Annotated in this window: 17 protein-coding genes; 11 read left to right on the top strand and 6 right to left on the bottom strand. The window is 73.1% G+C overall.

Annotated features, from left to right (window positions below; translation table 11 throughout):
* The first annotated feature begins 116 nt into the window (after positions 1-116).
* Positions 117-626, top strand: coding sequence for a gluconokinase (locus ACFYY1_RS21155; protein WP_388587653.1), 510 nt, complete (start codon positions 117-119; stop codon positions 624-626).
* 11 nt (positions 627-637) lie between these two features.
* The gene (locus ACFYY1_RS21150; protein WP_388587650.1) at positions 638-2035 is read left to right on the top strand and encodes a gluconate:H+ symporter; all 1398 of its coding nucleotides are present in this window, start codon (positions 638-640) and stop codon (positions 2033-2035) included.
* On the opposite strand, the gene ACFYY1_RS21145 is transcribed toward ACFYY1_RS21150, so the two are convergent.
* Positions 2024-2704 carry a cytochrome b/b6 domain-containing protein gene (locus tag ACFYY1_RS21145; RefSeq protein ID WP_388588094.1) on the bottom strand — a complete coding sequence of 227 codons (681 nt, stop codon included), beginning with the start codon at positions 2702-2704 and terminating at the stop codon, positions 2024-2026. The genes ACFYY1_RS21150 and ACFYY1_RS21145 overlap by 12 nt on opposite strands.
* On the bottom strand, positions 2655-3320 hold the full coding sequence (locus ACFYY1_RS21140; protein ID WP_388588091.1) for a molybdopterin-dependent oxidoreductase: 666 nt from the start codon (positions 3318-3320) through the stop codon (positions 2655-2657). The genes ACFYY1_RS21145 and ACFYY1_RS21140 overlap by 50 nt, the downstream gene beginning before the upstream one ends.
* Before the next feature lie 216 nt (positions 3321-3536).
* Between ACFYY1_RS21140 and ACFYY1_RS21135 the strand changes: the two genes are divergently transcribed.
* A complete protein-coding gene (locus ACFYY1_RS21135; protein ID WP_266736125.1) occupies positions 3537-3986 on the top strand; it encodes an ASCH domain-containing protein in 450 nt (149 codons plus the stop codon).
* Between the two features lie 137 nt (positions 3987-4123).
* Here ACFYY1_RS21135 and ACFYY1_RS21130 read toward each other — a convergent pair whose 3' ends face one another.
* Positions 4124-5779, bottom strand: coding sequence for an FAD-binding dehydrogenase (locus ACFYY1_RS21130; RefSeq protein ID WP_388587647.1), 1656 nt, complete (start codon positions 5777-5779; stop codon positions 4124-4126).
* Between the two features lie 210 nt (positions 5780-5989).
* On the opposite strand from ACFYY1_RS21130, the gene ACFYY1_RS21125 reads away from it, so the two are divergent.
* The 6 genes from ACFYY1_RS21125 to ACFYY1_RS21100 all read left to right on the top strand — a co-directional run bounded on the left by ACFYY1_RS21125 (position 5990) and on the right by ACFYY1_RS21100 (position 9697).
* Positions 5990-6883 carry a DMT family transporter gene (locus ACFYY1_RS21125; RefSeq protein WP_388587644.1) on the top strand — a complete coding sequence of 298 codons (894 nt, stop codon included), beginning with the start codon at positions 5990-5992 and terminating at the stop codon, positions 6881-6883.
* A 66-nt stretch (positions 6884-6949) separates the two neighbouring features.
* Positions 6950-7579, top strand: a complete 630-nt coding sequence (locus ACFYY1_RS21120; RefSeq protein WP_388587642.1) for a TetR/AcrR family transcriptional regulator — start codon at positions 6950-6952, stop codon at positions 7577-7579.
* A 43-nt stretch (positions 7580-7622) separates the two neighbouring features.
* Positions 7623-8396, top strand: coding sequence for a glucose 1-dehydrogenase (locus tag ACFYY1_RS21115; RefSeq protein ID WP_388587640.1), 774 nt, complete (start codon positions 7623-7625; stop codon positions 8394-8396).
* Between the two features lie 33 nt (positions 8397-8429).
* Entirely contained in the window at positions 8430-8942 is a 513-nt protein-coding gene (locus tag ACFYY1_RS21110) for an NUDIX hydrolase (protein ID WP_388587637.1), read from the top strand.
* A 51-nt stretch (positions 8943-8993) separates the two neighbouring features.
* Positions 8994-9389, top strand: a complete 396-nt coding sequence (locus ACFYY1_RS21105; protein WP_358940987.1) for a DUF202 domain-containing protein — start codon at positions 8994-8996, stop codon at positions 9387-9389.
* Positions 9386-9697, top strand: coding sequence for a DUF202 domain-containing protein (locus ACFYY1_RS21100; RefSeq protein WP_388587635.1), 312 nt, complete (start codon positions 9386-9388; stop codon positions 9695-9697). Before ACFYY1_RS21105 ends, ACFYY1_RS21100 begins: the two co-directional genes overlap by 4 nt.
* 31 nt (positions 9698-9728) lie before the next feature.
* Here the strand turns inward: ACFYY1_RS21100 and ACFYY1_RS21095 are convergent, their stop codons facing one another.
* Complete coding sequence (locus tag ACFYY1_RS21095) at positions 9729-10673, bottom strand: NADP-dependent oxidoreductase (RefSeq protein ID WP_388587632.1); 945 nt, start codon at positions 10671-10673, stop codon at positions 9729-9731.
* 244 nt (positions 10674-10917) lie between these two features.
* The gene (locus tag ACFYY1_RS21090) at positions 10918-12207 is read right to left on the bottom strand and encodes a glucarate dehydratase family protein (RefSeq protein WP_388587629.1); all 1290 of its coding nucleotides are present in this window, start codon (positions 12205-12207) and stop codon (positions 10918-10920) included.
* Between the two features lie 178 nt (positions 12208-12385).
* On the opposite strand from ACFYY1_RS21090, the gene ACFYY1_RS21085 reads away from it, so the two are divergent.
* Both ACFYY1_RS21085 and ACFYY1_RS21080 read left to right on the top strand, forming a co-directional pair.
* The gene (locus ACFYY1_RS21085; RefSeq protein ID WP_388587627.1) at positions 12386-13408 is read left to right on the top strand and encodes a phosphotransferase family protein; all 1023 of its coding nucleotides are present in this window, start codon (positions 12386-12388) and stop codon (positions 13406-13408) included.
* A gap of 9 nt (positions 13409-13417) precedes the next feature.
* Complete coding sequence (locus ACFYY1_RS21080) at positions 13418-14632, top strand: acyl-CoA dehydrogenase family protein (protein WP_388587625.1); 1215 nt, start codon at positions 13418-13420, stop codon at positions 14630-14632.
* Here the strand turns inward: ACFYY1_RS21080 and ACFYY1_RS21075 are convergent.
* On the bottom strand, positions 14616-19352 hold the full coding sequence (locus ACFYY1_RS21075) for a HEAT repeat domain-containing protein (protein WP_388587622.1): 4737 nt from the start codon (positions 19350-19352) through the stop codon (positions 14616-14618). The genes ACFYY1_RS21080 and ACFYY1_RS21075 overlap by 17 nt on opposite strands.
* Positions 19353-19386: the final 34 nt, after the last annotated feature.

Below are 19386 nucleotides of genomic sequence, written 5' to 3'. Positions count from 1 at the left end.
AACAAAAAGTACGACGTTTACGTCACAGAATCTTGAATAAGTCGTACGTATAGGTTTCAGTAGCGCGACGGACCGATGTCGAGGAAGACGTCGAACAAGACTGCGAGGCACCACCAATGAGCACCCCCCACGTCGTCGTGGTGATGGGCGTAGCAGGGACCGGCAAGACCACGATCGGCCCCCTGCTCGCCGCCGCACTCGGCGTTCCGTACGCAGAGGGCGATGACTTCCATCCCGCGGCGAACATCGCCAAGATGTCGGCCGGCATCCCGCTGGACGACTCCGACCGGTGGCCCTGGCTCGACGCGATCGGCCAGTGGGCCCACGGCCGGGCCGGGCTCGGCGGAGTGGTGAGCAGCTCGGCGCTGAAGCGGGCCTACCGGGACCGGCTGCGCGCCGAGGCCCCCGGTGCGGTCTTCCTCCACCTGACCGGCGACCGGGCTCTGATCGAGCGGCGCATGGCGGAGCGCAAGGGGCACTTCATGCCCACCGCGCTGCTCGACTCGCAGTTCGCCACCCTGCAGCCGCTGCAGGAGGACGAGGCCGGTGTCTCGGTCGACGTGTCCGGCACCCCTGAAGAAATCACCGAGCGAGCCGTCGCCGCGCTGCGCCGGCTCGATAGCTAAGGATCACCACCGTGACCAGTCTCAGTGTCGAGATGTTGGCAGCGGACGCCGTCGAACCGATCACTTCGGCAGGCAACGCACAGTTGGGTGTCGCCGTTCTGGCGGGCATCGCCGTCATCGTTCTGCTCATCACCAAGTTCAAGATGCACGCGTTCCTCGCGCTGACCATCGGCTCGCTGGCGCTCGGCTCGTTCGCCGGTGCCGCTCCGGCCAAGACGATCGCCAGCTTCACCGCCGGCCTCGGCTCGACCGTCGCGGGCGTCGGTGTGCTGATCGCGCTCGGCGCGATCCTGGGCAAGCTGCTGGCCGACTCCGGCGGCGCGGACCAGATCGTCGACACCATCCTGGCCAGGGCGAGCAGGCGTTCCATGCCGTGGGCGATGGTGCTGATCGCCTCGATCATCGGTCTGCCGCTCTTCTTCGAGGTCGGCATCGTGCTGCTGATCCCGGTGGTGCTGCTCGTCGCCAAGCGCGGCAACTTCTCCCTGATGCGGATCGGTATCCCGGCACTGGCCGGCCTCTCCGTGATGCACGGCCTGATCCCGCCGCACCCCGGCCCGCTGGTGGCGATCGACGCCCTCGGCGCCAACCTCGGGGTCACGCTGGCGCTGGGTGTGCTGGTCGCGATCCCGACCGTGATCATCGCCGGGCCGGTCTTCTCCCGCTACGCGGCGCGCTGGGTGGACATCCAGGCTCCGGAGAAGATGATTCCGCAGCGTCCTTCGGAGGACCTGGACCGTCGTCCCAGCTTCGGCGCCACCCTGGCGACGATCCTGCTGCCGGTCGTACTGATGCTGGTCAAGGCCCTGGTCGACATCGTGGTGGACGACCCGGAGCAGGGCCTGCAGAAGGTCACCGATGTGATCGGCTCGCCGCTGATCGCGCTGCTCGCGGCCGTCATAGTCGGCATGTTCACGCTGGGCCGGGCGGCCGGGTTCTCCAAGGGCCGGCTCTCCACCACCGTCGAGAAGTCGCTGGCCCCGATCGCCGGTGTCCTGCTGATCGTGGGCGCGGGCGGCGGTTTCAAGCAGACCCTGATCGACGCCGGCGTGGGCCAGATGATCCTGGACTTCTCCAAGGACTGGTCGATCCCGGCGCTGCTGCTGGGCTGGCTGATCGCCGTCGCGATCCGGCTGGCGACCGGTTCGGCGACCGTGGCCACCATCTCGGCGGCCGGTCTGGTCGCCCCGCTGGCCGCCGACATGTCGACGACCCACGCCGCTCTGCTGGTCCTCGCCGTCGGCGCGGGCTCGCTCTTCTTCAGCCATGTCAATGACGCCGGATTCTGGCTGGTGAAGGAATACTTCGGCATGAACGTCGGACAGACGGTGAAGACCTGGTCGGTGATGGAGACGATCATCTCCGTGGTCTCGCTGGCCTTCATCCTGCTGCTGTCGCTAGTCCTCTAGGACGGGGTCCGGCGCGCGGCCGCCCGCACGGTCCTCCCCCCACAGCGCATGCTGTGACCGTGCCCAATGGCGCTCGACCGACCCGGTGCGCATGCCACGGCGTGCCTCCGGGTCGGCGAGCGCCATTGCCATGTGTCCAGCCAGCACGATGCCGACCGCGAGCGCCAGCCAGTCGTGGACGAAGGTCGCGCCGGTGCGCCAGGGCAGCGGGGCGAGGCCGGTGAACCACATCAGTACGCCGGTGCCGGCCATCACCAGCGTGGCACCCGCGATCCATGCCGCGTAGAGCTTCTGTCCGGCGTTGAACTTCCCGGCCGGCCGGGATTCCGGCCGGTGGTCGCGGCGGCGCACCGCCCGCAGCCACTGCCGGTCGTGCGGCCCGAAACGGTTGAGCCGGGACAGGTCGGCCCGGAAAGCCCGGGACAGCAGACCGGCCAGGACGGGCACCGGGGTCAGCACCCCGGACCACTCGTGCACGGTGACCACGAGCCGGCGGCGGCCGACGAGCTCGGCGAGCTGGGGCACGTACAGACAGGCCGCGCCCGCCACACAGACCAGCATCAGCGCCGCCGTGGTCCGGTGCACCCAGCGCTCCGCACGGGTGAAGCGCTGGACGCGGTCAGACGGTGGGGGCGTCGTCGCGGCCGTTGGACCGGCCGACCCAGGCATCGACGTCATAGCCGAGCTCCTCCCAGTAGCCGGGGCGCACGGAGTCGGTGACGGTGATCCCGGAGAGCCATTTCGCCGACTTGTAGAAGTACATCGGGGCCACGTAGAGCCGGACCGGCCCGCCGTGCGCGTGGGTCAGTGGGCTGTCCCGCATGCGCAGCGCGACCAGTACGTCGGCGCGGCGGGCCTGGGCGAGGGTGAGGCTCTCGCTGTAGGCGCCGTCGAAGCAGGTGAAGCGGACGGCCTTCGCCCCGGGCCGTACGCCCGCCGCGTCCAGCAGCGCGGAGAGCCGGACCCCTTCGAAGGGCGTCCCCGGCACCCGCCAGCCGGTGACGCACTGGACGTCACGGACCATGCGGGTCTGCGGGAGGCCCTTCAGGTCGTCCAGGGTGTACGTGGCCGGGCGGTCGACCAGGCCGTCCACGGTCAGCCGGTAGTCGTCCGCACTCTTCTCCGGCACGGAGGAGGTGACGGAGTAGTAGCGGAAGCCGCCACCGTTGGGCAGCAGCCCGGTCAGGCCGGTGGGGTCCTTGTCGGCGACCGCGCCGAGACCGGATTCCAGCGTGCGTTGCAGCACGGGTGCGGCAACGACCCCGGCGGCGCCCAGGCCGAGCATGGCCAGGACGAGACGGCGGCCCACGGGGGTGCCTTCGGCGTCGGGAGGGCGACTGTTCACCCGGCCATTCGACCAGTTGCGGCCGCCGGTTTCCAGGGGCCGGGCGCGGCCCGCCCACAGGTGCGGCCAACTTCGGCCGCCCGGTGCGGAGTTGGCCGACCCGGCCCGGCAATCGGCCCGGCGCCGCGCCCCGGGGGGCATGTCAGACTTGGCGCCATGTCGAACCGTGAACCCCTCAAGCCCTTCCTGCTCGCCTTCCCCGGACCGCTGCGCGATCAGCTGGTGGGGGCGGTGCTCGCCGGTACGAAGGTCTCGACGACCGGGCTGCTCGCGGAGTACGAGGCGGAGAAGGAGGAGCTGCCTCCGGTGGGTGAGCGCTCCGCGCTGATCGACTCGGACGGCCGGGAGACCGCGGTGCTGGAGGTGACGGAGGTACGGGTGCTGCGCCTGGGCGACGTCGACCTCCAGCACGTGATCGACGAGGGCGAGGGCGACACCTCGGTCGCCCAGTGGCGTGCGGGGCACGAGAGGTTCTGGCACGGCGAGGAGATGCGGGAGGCGCTCGGCGACCCGGATTTCACCGTCGACGACGACACCATGGTGGTCGCCGAACGGTTCCGGGTCGTCGAGCTGCTGGACCCCGTCGTGGGGGCGGAGGAGCGGTAGGCCCTCCGGTCGGCTCCGGACGGCCTTCTTCCGGGATGGCCGCTTTCCGGTCGGCCGCTTTCCGGTCGGCCGCTTTCCGGTCGGCCGCTTTCCGGTCGGCCGCTTTCCGGTCGGCCGCTTTCCGGTCGGCCGACTTCCTAGCCGACCGCCTTCGCCGCCGCCCGGCCGGCCGCCCGGCCGGAGAAGATGCAGCCGCCGAGGAAGGTCCCTTCCAGCGACCGGTAGCCGTGCACCCCGCCGCCGCCGAAGCCGGCCGCCTCCCCCGCCGCGTACACACCGTCCAGCGGGGTGCCGTCCTCGGTCAGCACCCGGGAGGACAGGTCCGTCTCCAGGCCGCCGAGCGACTTGCGGGTCAGGATGTTCAGCCGTACGGCGATCAGCGGGCCGGCCTTGGGGTCGAGGATGCGGTGCGGCGCGGCGGTGCGGATGAGTTTGTCGCCGAGGTAGGCGCGGGCCCCGTGGATCGCGGTGATCTGGAGGTCCTTGGTGAAGGGGTTGGCGACCTCGCGGTCGCGTGCGGTGATCTCGCGGCGCAGTTCGGCCTCGTCGATCAGCGGTTCGTCGGTGAGCGCGTTCATGCCCCGGACGAGTGCGGAGAGGTCCTTCTCGACGACGAAGTCCGCGCCGTTGTCCATGAACGCCTTCACCGGGGCTGGTACGTCGGCGCGGGCCCGGCCTATGACGTCGCGGATCGATTTTCCGGTGAGGTCCGGGTTCTGCTCGGATCCGGAGAGCGCGAACTCCTTGCCGATGATCTTCCGGTCGAGGACGAACCAGGTGTGGTCGTGGCCGGACCGCATGATGTGTTCGAGGGTGCCCAGGGTGTCGAAGCCCGGGAAGAGCGGGACCGGGAGGCGCTTGCCGGTGGCGTCCAGCCAGAGCGAGGACGGTCCGGGCAGGATCCGGATGCCGTGCCTGGCCCAGATCGGGTTCCAGTTCTCGATGCCCTCCGTGTAGTGCCACATCCGGTCGCGGTTGATGTGGTGGGCGCCGGCCTCCTCGGCGATACCGAGCATCAGCCCGTCGACATGGGCGGGGACGCCGGAGAGCATCTTCGCGGGCGGGGTGCCCAGCCGTGCGGGCCACTGCTTGCGCACGAGGTCGTGGTTGCCGCCGATGCCGCCGGAGGTGACGATCACCGCCTGGGCCCGCAGCTCGAACGTGCCGGTGGCCTCCCGGCTGCTCGCGGTGCCCCGGGCCGCCGCGCTCGGCTCCAGCACCTCGCCGGTCACCGTGTCGACGGCGCCCGCGGTGCGGCCGAGGCCGGTGACCCGGTGGCGGAAGCGGAACTGTACGAGGCCCTTGGCGACGCCCGCGCGGACCCGGCGCTCGAAGGGGGCGACGACGCCGGGGCCGGTGCCCCAGGTGATGTGGAAGCGGGGTACGGAGTTGCCGTGGCCGTTCGCGTCGTAGCCGCCGCGCTCGGCCCAGCCGACGACGGGGAAGAGCCGCAGCCCCTGGGCGTGCAGCCAGGAGCGCTTCTCACCGGCCGCGAAGTCGACGTACGCCTCGGCCCACTTCCGCGGCCAGTGGTCCTCCTCGCGGTCGAAGCCCGCCGTGCCGAGCCAGTCCTGGAGGGCCAGCTCATGGCTGTCCTTGACCCGCATCCGGCGCTGCTCGGGCGAGTCGACGAGGAAGAGGCCGCCGAAGGACCAGTGCGCCTGGCCACCGATCGACTGCTCGGGTTCCTGGTCGAGCAGGATCACCGAGCGGCCCGCGTCGACCAGCTCGGCGGTGGCCACCAGGCCGGCGAGCCCTGCCCCGATCACGATCACATCAGCGTCGTACGCCATGGGTTCCATCCTTGTCGGGGCGATCCGGTCACGGCCACGGGTCCGGCTCCGGCACCGTCGCGGCGCCTGAAGTTACTCGTGCGTCAGATCTTCGGCACCGGCCGCTGCGGCGTCAACCGCCCGGTCGGCGGCGCTCCGGCCGCACCCCTGGGACCGAGGCGTTATGGTCGAGACAAATCACCCACTTCTGGCCTGACTTGAGGTAGAAGCGTGTCGGTGCTGGTCCTCGTTCTCGCCGTGAGCGCCGCCTGCTGCCTGGGATTCGGCTTCGTCCTGCAGCAGGCCGCCGCCTCGCACGCCCCGAGGAGCGACTACCTCTCGCCCCGGCTGCTGCTGGACCTGATGCGGGTGCCGAGCTGGCTGGCCGGGATCGGGCTGATGGTCTGCGGCATGGCGCTGGGCGCCCTGGCCCTGGGCAAGGGCGAGGTGTCCGTCGTCGAACCCCTCCTCGCGACCAATCTGTTCTTCGCGATGGTCCTGTCCCGCCATCGCACCGGTCAGCGGCTCGGCCACCAGGGCTGGGCCGGCCTCTGGCTGCTGGCCGGCGGGGTCACCGCCTTCCTGCTGGCGGGCCGGCCGCAGGGCGGCCAGGCCGAGACCAGCCCGCTGCGGCACTGGCTGGTGATCGGCGCCGTCGTGGGCACCGCGTTGCTGCTCACCGCCTTCGCCAAGCGTTCCGGCTCCGGGGCCGCCCCCGCGCTGCTCGCGGTGGCCGCCGGGCTGCTGTACGGGCTGCAGGACGCGCTCACCCGGGTGACCGGCCAGCGGCTGTCCGACGAGGGGTGGGCGACGCTGGTGACGGGGTGGCAGCCGTACGCGGTGGTGGCGCTGGGGGTGACCGGGCTGCTGCTGGTGCAGAGCGCCTTCGAGACGGGCCCGCTCCGGGTCTCGCTGCCGCCGCTGACCGCCGCCCAGCCGCTGGCCGGGATCGCCTGCGGGATCGGTTTCCTCGGCGACCAGCTGCGTACCGACGCCGGCGCGCTGGCCTGGCAGGCGGTCGGCCTCGTGGCGATCGTCGTCGGGATCGTGCTGCTCGGGCTGCATCCGGCGATGCCCGAGGGACCGGTGGGCGGGCGCCGCGAGAAGAGCCTCCAGCCGAACTGAGCGGGGTCCGCCCGGCCGGTGGCACCTCCACTGGTTTTTAATAATGCCCAGCATTAGAATGGCGCCATGGCGCGAACATCCGGTCAGGAGACCAGGGAGAAGCTGATCCGCGCGGCCGAGGAGGTCTTCGCGGCACAGGGCACCGACGGCGCCCAGCTGCGGGACATCGTCCGGCTGGCCGGGCAGAACAACCCGTCCGCGGTCCAGTACCACTTCGGTTCCCGGACCGGGCTGCTCGACGCGGTGATGGCGGGCCGCCAGGCCCGTACCGAACAGGTGCTGGCCCCCCTCCTCGACGAGCTGGGCGAGGACTGCGGCGTACGGGAGCTGCTCGCCGTGCTGATCGCGGCCGAGGCGAGCCTGCTCGCCGACGACCGGGGCCGCCGCTGCCTGCGGATCTCGGCCCAGCTCACCCACCAGACCGGGCTGCGGACCGGCCGGCTGCACCCCGCCCTGGACGGCACCGCCTACGGGCGGCTGATCGGCCGCATGGCGGACCGGCTGGGCGAGCTGCCCGGCCCGGTGCGCCTGGAGCGGCTCGATCTGGCGCTCACCCTGATCGGCGCGGCCCTGGCCGACCGCGCCCACCAGCGTCTCGACGGCATCGAAACGCTGACCGGCGACGAGCTCTTCCTCGCCGATCTCGTCGAGACCACCACCGCGTTCCTGTGCGCCCCCGCACCGGGCAGCGCGTGACCAACCGCACCACTTGGCATCTGTACCGCACGAAGGAAACGACATGACCGACAAGAGCAACCTCACCGACAAGACCGTCATCATCACCGGCGGCGCCCGGGGCCTGGGTGCCGAGGCCGCCCGCCTCGCGGTGGCCGGCGGCGCCCATGTGGTGATCACCGACGTGCTCGACGAGGAGGGTGCCGCCACCGCCGCGGAGCTGGGGGCGAAGGCCCGCTTCATGCACCACGACGTGACCTCCGAGGAGGGCTGGCAGCGGGTCGCGGAGTTCGCGGTCGCCGAGTTCGGCCGGATCGACGGCCTGGTCAACAACGCCGGCGTATCCACCGGCATGATGCTGGAGAGCGAGAGCGTCGAGCACTTCCGCAAGGTCATCGACATCAACCTGACGGCCGTCTTCATCGGTATGAAGACGGTGATCCCGGTGATGAAGGAGAACGGTGGCGGTTCGATCGTCAACATCTCCTCCGCCGCCGGTCTGATGGGCCTCGCCCTGACCTCCAGCTACGGCGCCTCGAAGTGGGGCGTGCGCGGTCTGACGAAGGTCGGCGCCGTGGAACTGGGCACGGCGAGGATCCGGGTGAACTCGGTGCACCCGGGCATGACCTACACGCCGATGACCGCGGCCGTCGGCATCCAGTCGGGCGAGGGCAACTACCCGAACACCCCGATGGGCCGGGTCGGCGAGGCCTTCGAGATCGCGGAGGCGGTCACCTTCCTGCTCTCGGACGCCGCCTCGTACATCACCGGTGCCGAGCTGGCCGTGGACGGCGGCTGGACCACCGGCCCGACCGTCAAGTACGTCATGGGGCAGTGATCGTCCACAGCGGTCTGCTGTTGGATGAGGGGCATGACTCCTTCTGACGAGATCCTGGACATCGTCGACGAGAACGACGTGGTCGTGGGGCAGGCCCCGCGCGGTGAGGCCACCGCGCGGGGCCTTCGCCATCGCTGCGCCTTCATCGAGGTCCGGGACGCGCGGGGCCGGCTCTTCGTCCACCGCAGGACCCCGGGCAAGCTGGTCTTCCCGTCCCACTACGACATGTTCGTCGGCGGGGTGGTCGGCGCGGGTGAGTCGTACGACCAGGCGGCGCTGCGGGAGGCCGAGGAGGAGCTGGGGGTGTCCGGGCTCCCCCGGCCGGAGCCGCTCTTCAAATTCCTGTACGAGAGCGCCGAGCACTCCTGGTGGTCGTACGTCTACCAGGTACGGTGCGAGCTGCCGGTGAACCCGCAGGTGGAGGAGGTCGACTGGTACGCCTTCCTCACCGATGACGAGCTGGCGCGGCGGATCGGCGACTGGGAGTGGGTGCCGGACGGCGTCGAGGCATACCACCGGCTGCGCGCCTTCCGGGCGGGCGCCTGAGCCGGACGGCGGGTACCGGCGGGGCGGCAACGCGGCAGATAAGGTTCACACGTGAACGAATTCGTACAGAGCCTGCGGCTGTGGTTCGCGCCGCAGCGGATCCGCGAAGAGGGCGAAACCCCCGACTACCGGTTCTCGCTCGCCAACGAGCGCACCTTCCTCGCCTGGATCCGGACGGCTCTGGCGCTGATCGGCGGCGGGTTCGCGGTCGACCAGTTCCTGCCGGAGCTGGCATGGGGGATCCGCGCCGGCCTGGCGCTCGCGCTGCTGGCGGCCGGTGTGCTCTGCGCGCTGCGGGCGGTCAACCACTGGGTGCGGTGCGAGCGGGCGATGCGGCGCGGCGAGGACCTGCCGGTCTCCCGGTTCCCGACGCTGCTCGCGCTGGCCGTCGGGGTCGTCGCGGTGGCGATGGTGGTGGTGGTCCTCTTCGGCTGGGAGGGCCGATGACCACGGTGGACCGCGACCCCGGCCTTCAGCCCGAGCGGACCCGGCTGGCCTGGCGGCGTACGACGCTGTCGTGCACGGTGGTGGCGCTGCTGGCGGTCAAGCAGGCGCTGCACGGCGGGGTGGGCCCGGCCTCGGTCGTGGCGGTGTCGCTGAGCGCGCTGGCCTGGCTGGGCTTCCTGCGGGTGGCGCATCTGCGGGTGCTCGGGATGGGGACGGCCCGGCCGCGTCCGCTGTCGGCGCGCGGTGCGCTGACGGCGGCGGCGTGCACGGTGGCGCTCGCGGTGTTCGCCGCCGCCATGCTGTTCTGAGGGCCGGTCACCAGGAGCGGGCAGGGGGCCGTCAGAGCTCCGGGACCTCCCAGGGGACGGTGACGACGATCTTTCCGCGGGTGTGCCCCTGCTCGCTGAGCCGGTGGGCGTCCGCCGCCTGTTCCAGCGGGAAGACCCGCTCCACATGGACCGAGACGATGCCCTGCTCGGCCAGTTCGGCCAGCCGGGTGAGGTCGGCCGCGTCCGGGCGTACGTAGGCGTAGTGGCCGCCGTACGCGAGGACCTCGCCGTCCGCGATGGAGGCCAGGCGGCCCTGGGGCTTCAGCACGTCGGCGGAGACCCGGAGCGCCTCGCCGCCGACGGTGTCGAACGCGGCGTCGATGCCGTCCGGGGCCAGGGCCCGCAGCCGCTCGGCGAGGCCGTCCCCGTAGGCCACGGGTTCGCCGCCGAGCTGCCGGACGTGGTCGTGGTTGCGCTCGCTCGCGGTACCGAGGACGCGGGCGCCGGCGTGCCGGGCGAGCTGGACGGCGAACGAGCCCACCCCGCCGGCCGCCGCGTGGACGAGGACCGTGTCGCCCTCGCGGATCCGCAGGGTGCGGTGCAGGACCTGGTAGGCGGTGAGACCGGCCAGCGGCAGCCCGGCCGCCTCCTCGAAGCTGAGGCTCAGCGGCTTGCGGGCGAGGGTGCGCACGGGTGCGGCGACGTATTCGGCGAAGGTGCCGCGGGAGAGGAAGTCCTCCCGCACATAGCCGATGACCTCGTCGCCGACCGCGAACTCGTCGACGGCCGCGCCGGGCTGCACGACGACACCGGACACGTCCCAGCCCGGGATCACCGGGAACACGGCCTGCAGAGCGGTGTCGAGGTAGCCCTCGCGGGCCTTCCAGTCGACCGGGTTGACGGCCGCGGCCCGTACCTTCACCAGGACGGTGTCCGGGCCGACCCTGGGGCCGGGCCGCTCGCCGTACTCCAGGACGTCGGCCCCGCCGTACGCGCTGTAGCTGATCGCCTTCATGCACCGACCATCGGTGCGGGTCCGGGCCCCCGCAAGTCAGGCCGCCGCCCTGGGGCGTGTCCGTGAAGTCCCGTCGTACGCCCGGAGGGCGTGGCTCGCGGCGTCCGGTGCGTGCGATCGCGAGGCGGAGCATCGTTCTCGTACTGGGCGTACGAGGACGATTCCGGCAACGCCGCGAGCGTGCGTGCCAGGCGTCGCGAGCCAGGCGGGACTTCACGGACACGACCTGGGCCCCGGGAACCCCTCACCAGCGCGGGATCGTCGGCGTCTGCCACTCCGGCTCGGCCTTGCGCATCGCGGCCGCGTCGTCGCGCTCGCGCATCGTGCCGTCGTCGTCGAGCCAGCGCCGGTGCAGGGCGGCCAGGCGCTCGCGGTCGAGTTCGACACCGAGGCCGGGCGCGTCCGACACGGTGAGCCTGCCGTCCCGGAAGACGTGGCGGGCGGTGATGACGTCCTCGGTCTGCCAGGGGTAGTGGCTGTCGCAGGCGTAGTCGAGGTTGGGCACGGTGGCCGCGACATGGGTCATCGCGGCGAGGCTGATGCCGAGGTGGGTGTTGGAGTGCATGGAGAGCCCGATGCCGAAGGTGCGGCAGATCCCGGCCAGTTCGCGGGTACGGTGCAGCCCGCCCCAGTAGTGGTGGTCGGAGAGGACCACCTGCACGGCGCCCCGGGCGAAGGCCTCCGGCACCTCCGCGAGGGTGGTCACGCACATGTTGGTGGCCAGCGGCACGTCGGTACCGGCGGCGACCTCGGCCATCAGGTCCGTGCCGCTCGCCGGGTCCTCCAGGTATTCGAGTACGTCCTTCAGCTGTTCGGCGACGTACAGCGAGGTCCCGGCCGACCAGGCACCGTTGGGGTCCAGGCGCAGCGGCCGGCCGGGGAAGGCCTCGGCCAGGGCGCGGATCGCGGCGATCTCCCGGTCGGGCTCGAAGACCCCGCCCTTGAGCTTGAAGGAGGAGAAGCCGTACTCGCGGGCGAAGCGCCGGGCCTGGGCGACGACACCGGCCGGGTCCAGGGCGGCGCCCCAGTCGTCCTTCTCACCCCCGTCCGGGTGGGCGGCCCAGCGGTAGAAGAGGTAGGCGCTGTACTCGACGCTGTCGCGGACCTTTCCGCCGAGCAGGGCGTGCACGGGCAGGCCGAGGGACTTGCCCAGCGCGTCCAGGCAGGCGACCTCGAAGCCGGAGACCACGGAGAGCCGGAGCTTGTCGGCGGTCTGGACGCCGCGCAGTCCGCCCGCGTCGACCCGGTCGTCCGCCGCGCGCGAATCGCCGCACACCTCGTCGGCCAGAGCGAACAGGCCGTTCAGATCGCTGACCGGGCGACCGGCGAGCGCCGTGGCGAGCGGCCGGGCGAGTTCGAGGTACTTGCCGTCCCCGTACGTCTCGCCGATGCCGGTGACTCCGCCTCGGGTGACGACCTCCACGACCAGACGCGGCGTGTAGGGCTGGTGGACGCCCTGGGTGTTGAGCAGCGGCGGGTCGGCAATCAGGATCGGGGTCAGCCGGACTTCGTCGATCAGCAGCTCTGTATTCATACGTGAACCATATTCAGAGATGCGACTGAAAACCAGACTCCGGGCCAAGTGGGAACCGAGCCCGCCCGAGGGCCCCGGGCACGCGTCCACCCGGCGGATCCCGGGCGCGTACTGGACGACATACCGACTGGTCGGCATGATTGGCTCCGACCGTCTTTCACCCCCGGAGGTGCGCACGATGAGCTCAGTCCACCCGCCAGGTCTCGACCTCGACCGGCTGCGCGGACATCTCGACCGCGAGCGGCCGGGCCTGGTGAGCGGACCGCTCGAAGCGCGGATCATCGAGGGCGGCCGGTCGAACCTGACGTACGTCGTCACGGACGGCACCGGCCGCTGGGTCGTCCGCAGGCCCCCGCTGGGCCATGTGCTGGCCACCGCGCACGACATGAAGCGCGAGCACCGGGTGATCAGCGCGCTGCACCCGACGGCCGTCCCGGTGCCCGCACCGGTGCTGCTCTGCGAGGACGACTCGGTGACCGGGGCGCCCTTCTACGTCATGGAGTACGTCGAGGGCACCCCGTACCGCACCGCCGGACAGCTCGCCCCGCTGGGCGCCGAGCGCACCCGGGAGGCGGTCCTCGGGCTCGTCGACACCCTGGTCGCGCTGCACGCCGTGGACCCGGAGCCGGTCGGCCTCGGCGACTTCGGGCGGCCGGAGGGCTTCCTCGACCGGCAGCTGCGCCGCTGGGGCAAGCAGCTGGACGCCTCGCGGGGCCGCGAGCTGCCCGGCATCGACGAACTGCACGCCGCGCTCGGGCGCGAGCTGCCCGTCTCCCCGGCGCCCACCGTCGTGCACGGCGACTACCGGCTGGACAACGTCCTGATCGGCTCCGACGACCGGATCAAGGCCGTACTCGACTGGGAGATGTCGACGCTCGGCGACCCGCTGACCGACCTCGGCCTGCTGGTGATGTACAGCTCCGACCTCGGCCTGGCCGATTCCCCGGTCTCCACCACCAGCGGCGCGGCGGGCCACCCCTCCCCCGCCGAACTGATCGAGCGCTATGCCGCCCGCTCCGGCCGCGACACCTCCGCCATCTCCTGGTACACGGCGTTCGCCTGGTTCAAGCTCGCCGTGATCCTGGAGGGCATCCACTACCGCTACACCCTCGGCCGGACCGTCGGCGCCGGCTTCGACCGCATCGGCGACCTCGTCCCCGTCTTCATCGAGCACGGCCTCACCACCCTCCAGGAAGGCTGATCACCCCTCATGGACTTCGCATTCGACGCCCGCACCGAAGAACTGCGCGGCAAGCTGCTCGCCTTCATGGACGAGTACGTCCACCCCGCCGAGAGGACCGCGGACGAGCAGCGCGCGCTGCTGGCCTCCCCGTGGGACACCCCGCAGGTGGTCGAGGACCTGAAGGCGGAGGCGCGCAGGCAGGGGCTGTGGAACCTCTTCCTGCCGGACGCGGAGTACGGGGCCGGGCTGACCAACCTCCAGTACGCGCCGCTCGCCGAGATCACCGGCCGTTCCCCGCAGCTGGCGCCGACCGCGCTCAACTGCGCGGCCCCGGACACCGGGAACATGGAGGTGCTCTTCCAGTTCGGTACCGACGAGCAGAAGAAGCGGTGGCTGGAGCCGCTGCTCGCCGGTGAGATCCGCTCGGCCTTCGCGATGACGGAGCCCGAGGTCGCCTCGTCCGACGCGACGAACATCGAGACCCGGATCGTGCGCGACGGCGGCGACTACGTCATCAACGGCCGCAAGTGGTACATCTCCGGGGCGATGAACCCCGACTGCGAGATCTTCATCGTGATGGGCAAGACGGACCCCGGGGGCGCCGATGTCCGCCGTCAGCAGTCGATGATCCTGGTCCCCCGCGACACCCCCGGCCTCGAAGTGCGGCGCGCCATGCGGGTGTACGGGTACGAGGACCACTACCACGGCGGTCACGCGGAGGTCGTCCTCACCGATGTGCGGGTACCGGCGGAGAACCTGATCGGCGAGGAGGGCGGCGGCTTCGCCATCGCCCAGGCACGGCTGGGACCGGGCCGGATCCACCACTGCATGCGGCTGATCGGCATGGCCGAGCGGGCCATCGAGCTGATGTGCCGGCGGGCGGTGTCCCGTACGGCCTTCGGCAAGCCGCTCGCCCAGCAGGGCGTCGTGCAGAACTGGATCGCGGACGCGCGGGTCACGGTGGAGCAGTTGCGGCTGCTGGTGCTGAAGACCGCGTGGCTGATGGACACGGTGGGCAACCGGGGCGCGCACACGGAGATCCAGGCCATCAAGATCGCCACCCCGCGCGCGGTGGTCGACATCCTCGACCGGGCGGTGCAGCTGCACGGCGCGGGCGGGGTGAGCCAGGACTTCCCGCTGGCCGAACTGTGGGCGGCGGCGCGGACCTTGCGGCTGGCGGACGGCCCGGACGAGGTGCATCAGCGCTCGCTGGCCCGGCGGGAGATCAAGCGGTACCTGTAGGCCGGCCGGGCTCCACGCAATCGGCACCCGCAGGGCGGCCGGGCTCCGCGGACGGGCCCCGCTCCTCCCCGGCCCTGATCCGGTCCAGTACGTCCGTGTAGCGGGAGCGCCGGTCGGGCCGGGCGTGGGCGGCGGCCTTGCGGAGGGCGGGGACCGCCGCCCCGCCCAGTTCGGCGAGCGCTTCGGCCGCCGTGGCGCGCACGACGGCGTGCGGGTGTCCGAGCAGTGCCGTCACGGCGGGGAGGGCGGGCTCCCAGCCCGCCCGGCAGAGCGTACGGATCGCCATGCGCACCACGTCCGGACGCGGGTCGTCCAGGAGGAGTTCGGTGTGGCGCAGGTGGGCCGGCCGGCCGAGCATCGTCCGTGAGGTCCGATGGGCGCGGAGCCGGACCTTGGACCGGGGGTGGGTGAGCAACTCGCCCAGCAGGCCGACGAGCCGGCGGTCCGGGTCCGGCTCCGGGCCGGTGTGGGTCCCGGCCAGCTCCGTGAGCGCCCGGCAGATCTGCTCCGGTGACCCGGTCGCGGCCAGGTCCAGCAGTTCCTGCCGGGTCGGGCGCCGCCCGGCTCCGGCGGGGACCGCCGTGCCGCGGTCGCGGAGCGCCGCCAGTGCCGCCGCGTCCTCCCGCTCCGCGTCCGGCCCGCGCAGCGGGCCCTCGACGAGCAGAAGCCGGCCGGCGAGGTCGTCGCGCCCTTCGGTGCGCAGGCGCCGGCGGGTCCGGGTCAGCGCGGGGGTGCGCAGGAGCGGACGGCCGACGAGCAGGTCCAGGAAGCCCCAGGCCCCGGCGTCGAGGCGGTCGCCCAGGGCTGCGGCCAGCACGTCGGCGGGGCAGGCGCGGAGCGCGTCGGCAACGGTCCGGGCCACCGCGGGCGGGGCGTGCTCCCACCACTCCAGCAGCAGCGGGACCAGCCGTTCCAGCTCCCACGGATCGAGCCGGGCGGCGAGCGCCACCCGGTCGGGCAGGACGCCCTCCTCCCGCAGTTCCGCCTCGTCGATCGCGCCCAGCAGCCCGGCCGGGCCGGCGCCGGGGCCGCCTGGCAGGTCGATCCGGCCGTGGAGGTAGGCGCGCAGCACCGGCAGCCCGGCCTCCGGTTCGGGCCACCGTGCCAGCGCGAGGGCCGCGGTCCGTCTGCGGTCCGCGTCGGCCGATCCCAGCATGGCCAGCAGCCTTTCCCGCAGGGCGGCCGAACGGGGCCGGCCGGGATCGTCGACGCGTACGTCCCGTGGTGGCGGGGCCGGCGCGTGGGCGGTCTCGGCGATGGTCCAGGGCGGTGCGTCGATGGGCTGAAGCGCCGTCATCCAGTCGAGCAGTGCGGCCCGGACCCCGGGGCCGGCATCCCGGTGGGCCTCGATCAGGGCGGTCAGCCGGTCCCGCGAGGGGACCGAGCCGTCGTCCCTCCGGCGGAACTCCTCCAGCGTGCCCGGGGTGCGGACCGCCTCGTCCAGCGCGGCCCGCCAGGCCCGGGTACCGGCGGGCGGGGCGTCGGCGCCGGTCGTCTCCGGCAGGGCGAATGCCTCTCGCAGCACGGCGGTCTCGGCCCGCCAGGGGTCGGTGCCGAGCCGGGCGTCCGCGAGGGCCCGGTCGAGGTCGGCGCGGACCGGGACCGCACCGAGGCGGCGCAGCAGCGTCAGCGTGGACCGGCTCGGCGTCGCGGGCGCGGGGCGCAGTTCCCGTACGGCGGCGACGACGGCCGGTCTCCCGGTGGCCGTCAGCTCCGGCGCCACCGCTTCGAGCAGGGCGATCAGGTCGTGCCGGTCGCCGTCCCGGGCGTCGGCGAGCGCGTCCAGCAGGACCGGGGCGGACCGGGCGAACGTGATGAGCTCCGCGTCCCGGGGCTCGTCGCGCAGCCGCAGCTCGAACCGCGCCATGCCTCCGGGCCCGGTGCAGAGCCGCAGCGCGAACCGCACCAGCCTGTTCCGCGTCTCGCCGCCCCCGGGCCCCGGCCGGGAGCCGGCGAGCCGGAGCCAGTCGGCCAGCATCGGCCGGAGCTGTTCCGACTGGTCGAAGCGGAGCTGCCCGTCCCGTTCGGCTACGCGCAGCGCGATCTCCGGGTCCCAGCCCCGGGCCGCCAGTGCCCTGATGTCACGGTCCGCGTCGTCGGCCGCCGACGACGGCTGCTCGGCGGCCGGGACGGTGATCCCGTGCCGGGCCAGGGCCGGCGCCAGGTCCCGCGTCGTGCCGGAGGCCAGGGCGACCCGGCGGGACGCCACCAGCGAGAGCAGCGTGGCCGCCACCGGTGAGCCCTGGTCCTCCAGCGCGAGGACCGCGCGTGCGGTGAGGGTGCCGTCGAGGCCCGCCAGCAGCAGTTCCCGGGCGGCGTCGTCCCGGCTGTGCTCGGCTGCGGCGAGGAGGGTGGCCGCGTAGGCGTCGCCGAGAACCGCTCGCAGGGCCGCGACGAGGGTGCCGCGCAGACCGGGGTTGCCGTCGCGTCCGAGCCGCAGGAGGAGCTTCGGGAGCGCCGCCGGGGTGCCCGCGCGGACCAGCGCCTGGGCCGCCGTCTTCCTGATGTTCATGTTCGGATGGTCGAGACGGGCGGCGATCGCGGCGCTCGCCCAGTGGGCGCGGGCGTGGCCCAGGGCGAGCAGCGCCTGCCGGACGGTCTGGATGTCCGGCGCGGCGGTCAGCGCGATCAGCGTCGCCGACAGGGCCTGGGCGTCCTCGCCGGTGGCATCGCGGGCGAGCAGGGCGATGACGTGCTTGCGTACGTGCCGGTCGCGGTGGCGCAGCAGTCGGTGCACCCTCGCCCGGGTGCCCGTCCAGGGGGTCCGCAGGAGCATTTCGAGCAGGATCGCCCGCTCGCCGTCGGACAGTCCGGGCCGGTCCAGCAGGTCCAGTGCCAGGGTCGCGGCGAGTGCGTTCCCCGCTGCGTGCTCGTCCGCGGCGCCGAGCAGGCAGACCGGCCGGATCGCGCCCCGTGCGTGGAGTCTGCGGCCCAGTGCGTTCACCGCGTCCAGGACCGCCTGCGGCACCACCGGCTCACCGGCCGGCTGTCCGTACTCGCCCGTCCGGGTGGCCGCGCCCGGCTCCCCCGCCGCGGCCAGCTCGGCCACGATGCGCAGCAGCAGGTCGGCAATGACCGGGAGGGTGCCGGCGTCGCCGTGGGCGGCCAGCCGGCACAGTGCCGCCTCCGGCGCGTCCGGGTCCAGGTGGGAGCCGAGCAGGGCCAGTTCCCGCTCGTCCGGGCCGCCGAGACCGGCTGCGACGCGGGGCGGCAGATCGACGGGGTCCAGCCGTGCGAGGAGTTCGCGGCGGAGCTCCGGATCGCGGTTCAGCAGCCACAGCAGTTCGAGTGCGCGCCTGCGTACGGGACGCAGATGGGGCGCCGTCCCGCCGGTGGTGAGGCCCAGCCCTTCGCGCAGCGCCTCGGCCGTGCGGTCCCCGCCGATCGCCTCCAGGGTGTCCAGGGCCGCGGCCGGGGCGACGGGCAGCAGGGCGATCACGGCCTCTTCGGCGTCCGTGTGGCACAGTTCGCGGATCGCTTCGAGGAACGGCCCGGGGGCGGGGGCGGCGGGCAGGACGCGTGCGATCGCGTCCCCGATCGGGAGGTCGCCGGCACCTTGTCCGGCCAGGGCCACCAGCAGGGCGAGCCGTCGCGGCCAGCCCGGATCGCCGGCCGGTGCGTCCGTCAGTACCCGGAGCGTCTCCTTGCGGGCGGTGAAGAGGATCGTCGCCACCTCGCGGGGCGGGATCGAGTGGTCGGCCAGGGCCAGGCCGACGACGGCGGGGACGTCCGGACCGGCCGGGAAGTGGCCGCGCCGGTGGAGTCCGCGCAGGCAGGTCACGGCCGGTCCGCCCAGCAGCAGGGGATCGCGCGCGGCGACGGCCGTCAGCTCGCCGATGTCGTCGCGCTCCGCCAGGTCACCGAGCAGTTCCAGGCCGCGCCGGCGCAGGCCCGGCGGAAGGCCGGGGTCGTCGACGACCCGGCGCAGCAGGCCCCGGTGGCCGTGGCGCGCGGCGGCCACGAGGGCGGCGTCGGCCACCTCGGGCCGGACCGGCACCGCGTCCCCCGCCGGTTTCTCCGCCCCGGCCCGGTCCGGACCTCCCCGCTCCGGACAACCCCGCTCCGGACCGGCGGCGAGGAACGGGGCGAGGATTTCGGGCGGCAGCGGATCCGTCGCCGCCCACGGTTCGGCGAGCTCGCCCAGCGCCGCGGCGACGACCGGGGCGTTGTCCGAGCCCAGCAGACCGATCAGGTCCTCCCGGACCAGCGCCGGGGCCAGCAGTCCGGCGTGCAGCCCCTCCCGGGCCAGCCGCAGCGCCTCGGCCCGGAGCACCGGATCGCCGCTGCCCGCCAGCTCGTCCACGAGCCGCGCCGGCCGGTGCGTGCCGGTGACGGCCGCCCCGCGCACGGCCTGGTAGAGGAGTTCGCCCGGGGTCTCGTCGCGGAGCACCCCGGGGTCGTGCAGCACATCGGCGCGCAGCCAGGCGATCCGTACCGCCGCCGGCAGTTGCCCGGCCGTGCGCCACGGCGGCCGGGGACGGTCCCCGAGGCGGTGGCCGAGCCGTTCATGGAGCCCGGCCAGGAGGAGGTCCGCCTCCGGCGGTCCGGTCAGCGTCGCGGGCAGCAGGGCGGCGAGTGCGTCCGCCTCCGCGTCGTCGGACGGGGGGCGGTCGGTGAGGTGCTCGGTCAGCAGGACCAGCCCGCGATGACGCTGCCCGGGGTCCTCGTGCCCGATCAGTCGCTCCAGGGCGTGGAACCGTTCGTCTGCGGGCGTCTGCATCGTCGGATGCTAACCGGGCGCTCTTCGGCCCCAC

Source organism: Streptomyces sp. NPDC001890 (assembly GCF_042891445.1).
GTDB lineage: Bacteria > Actinomycetota > Actinomycetes > Streptomycetales > Streptomycetaceae > Streptomyces.
This window is presented reverse-complemented; position numbering and strand designations above follow the sequence as displayed.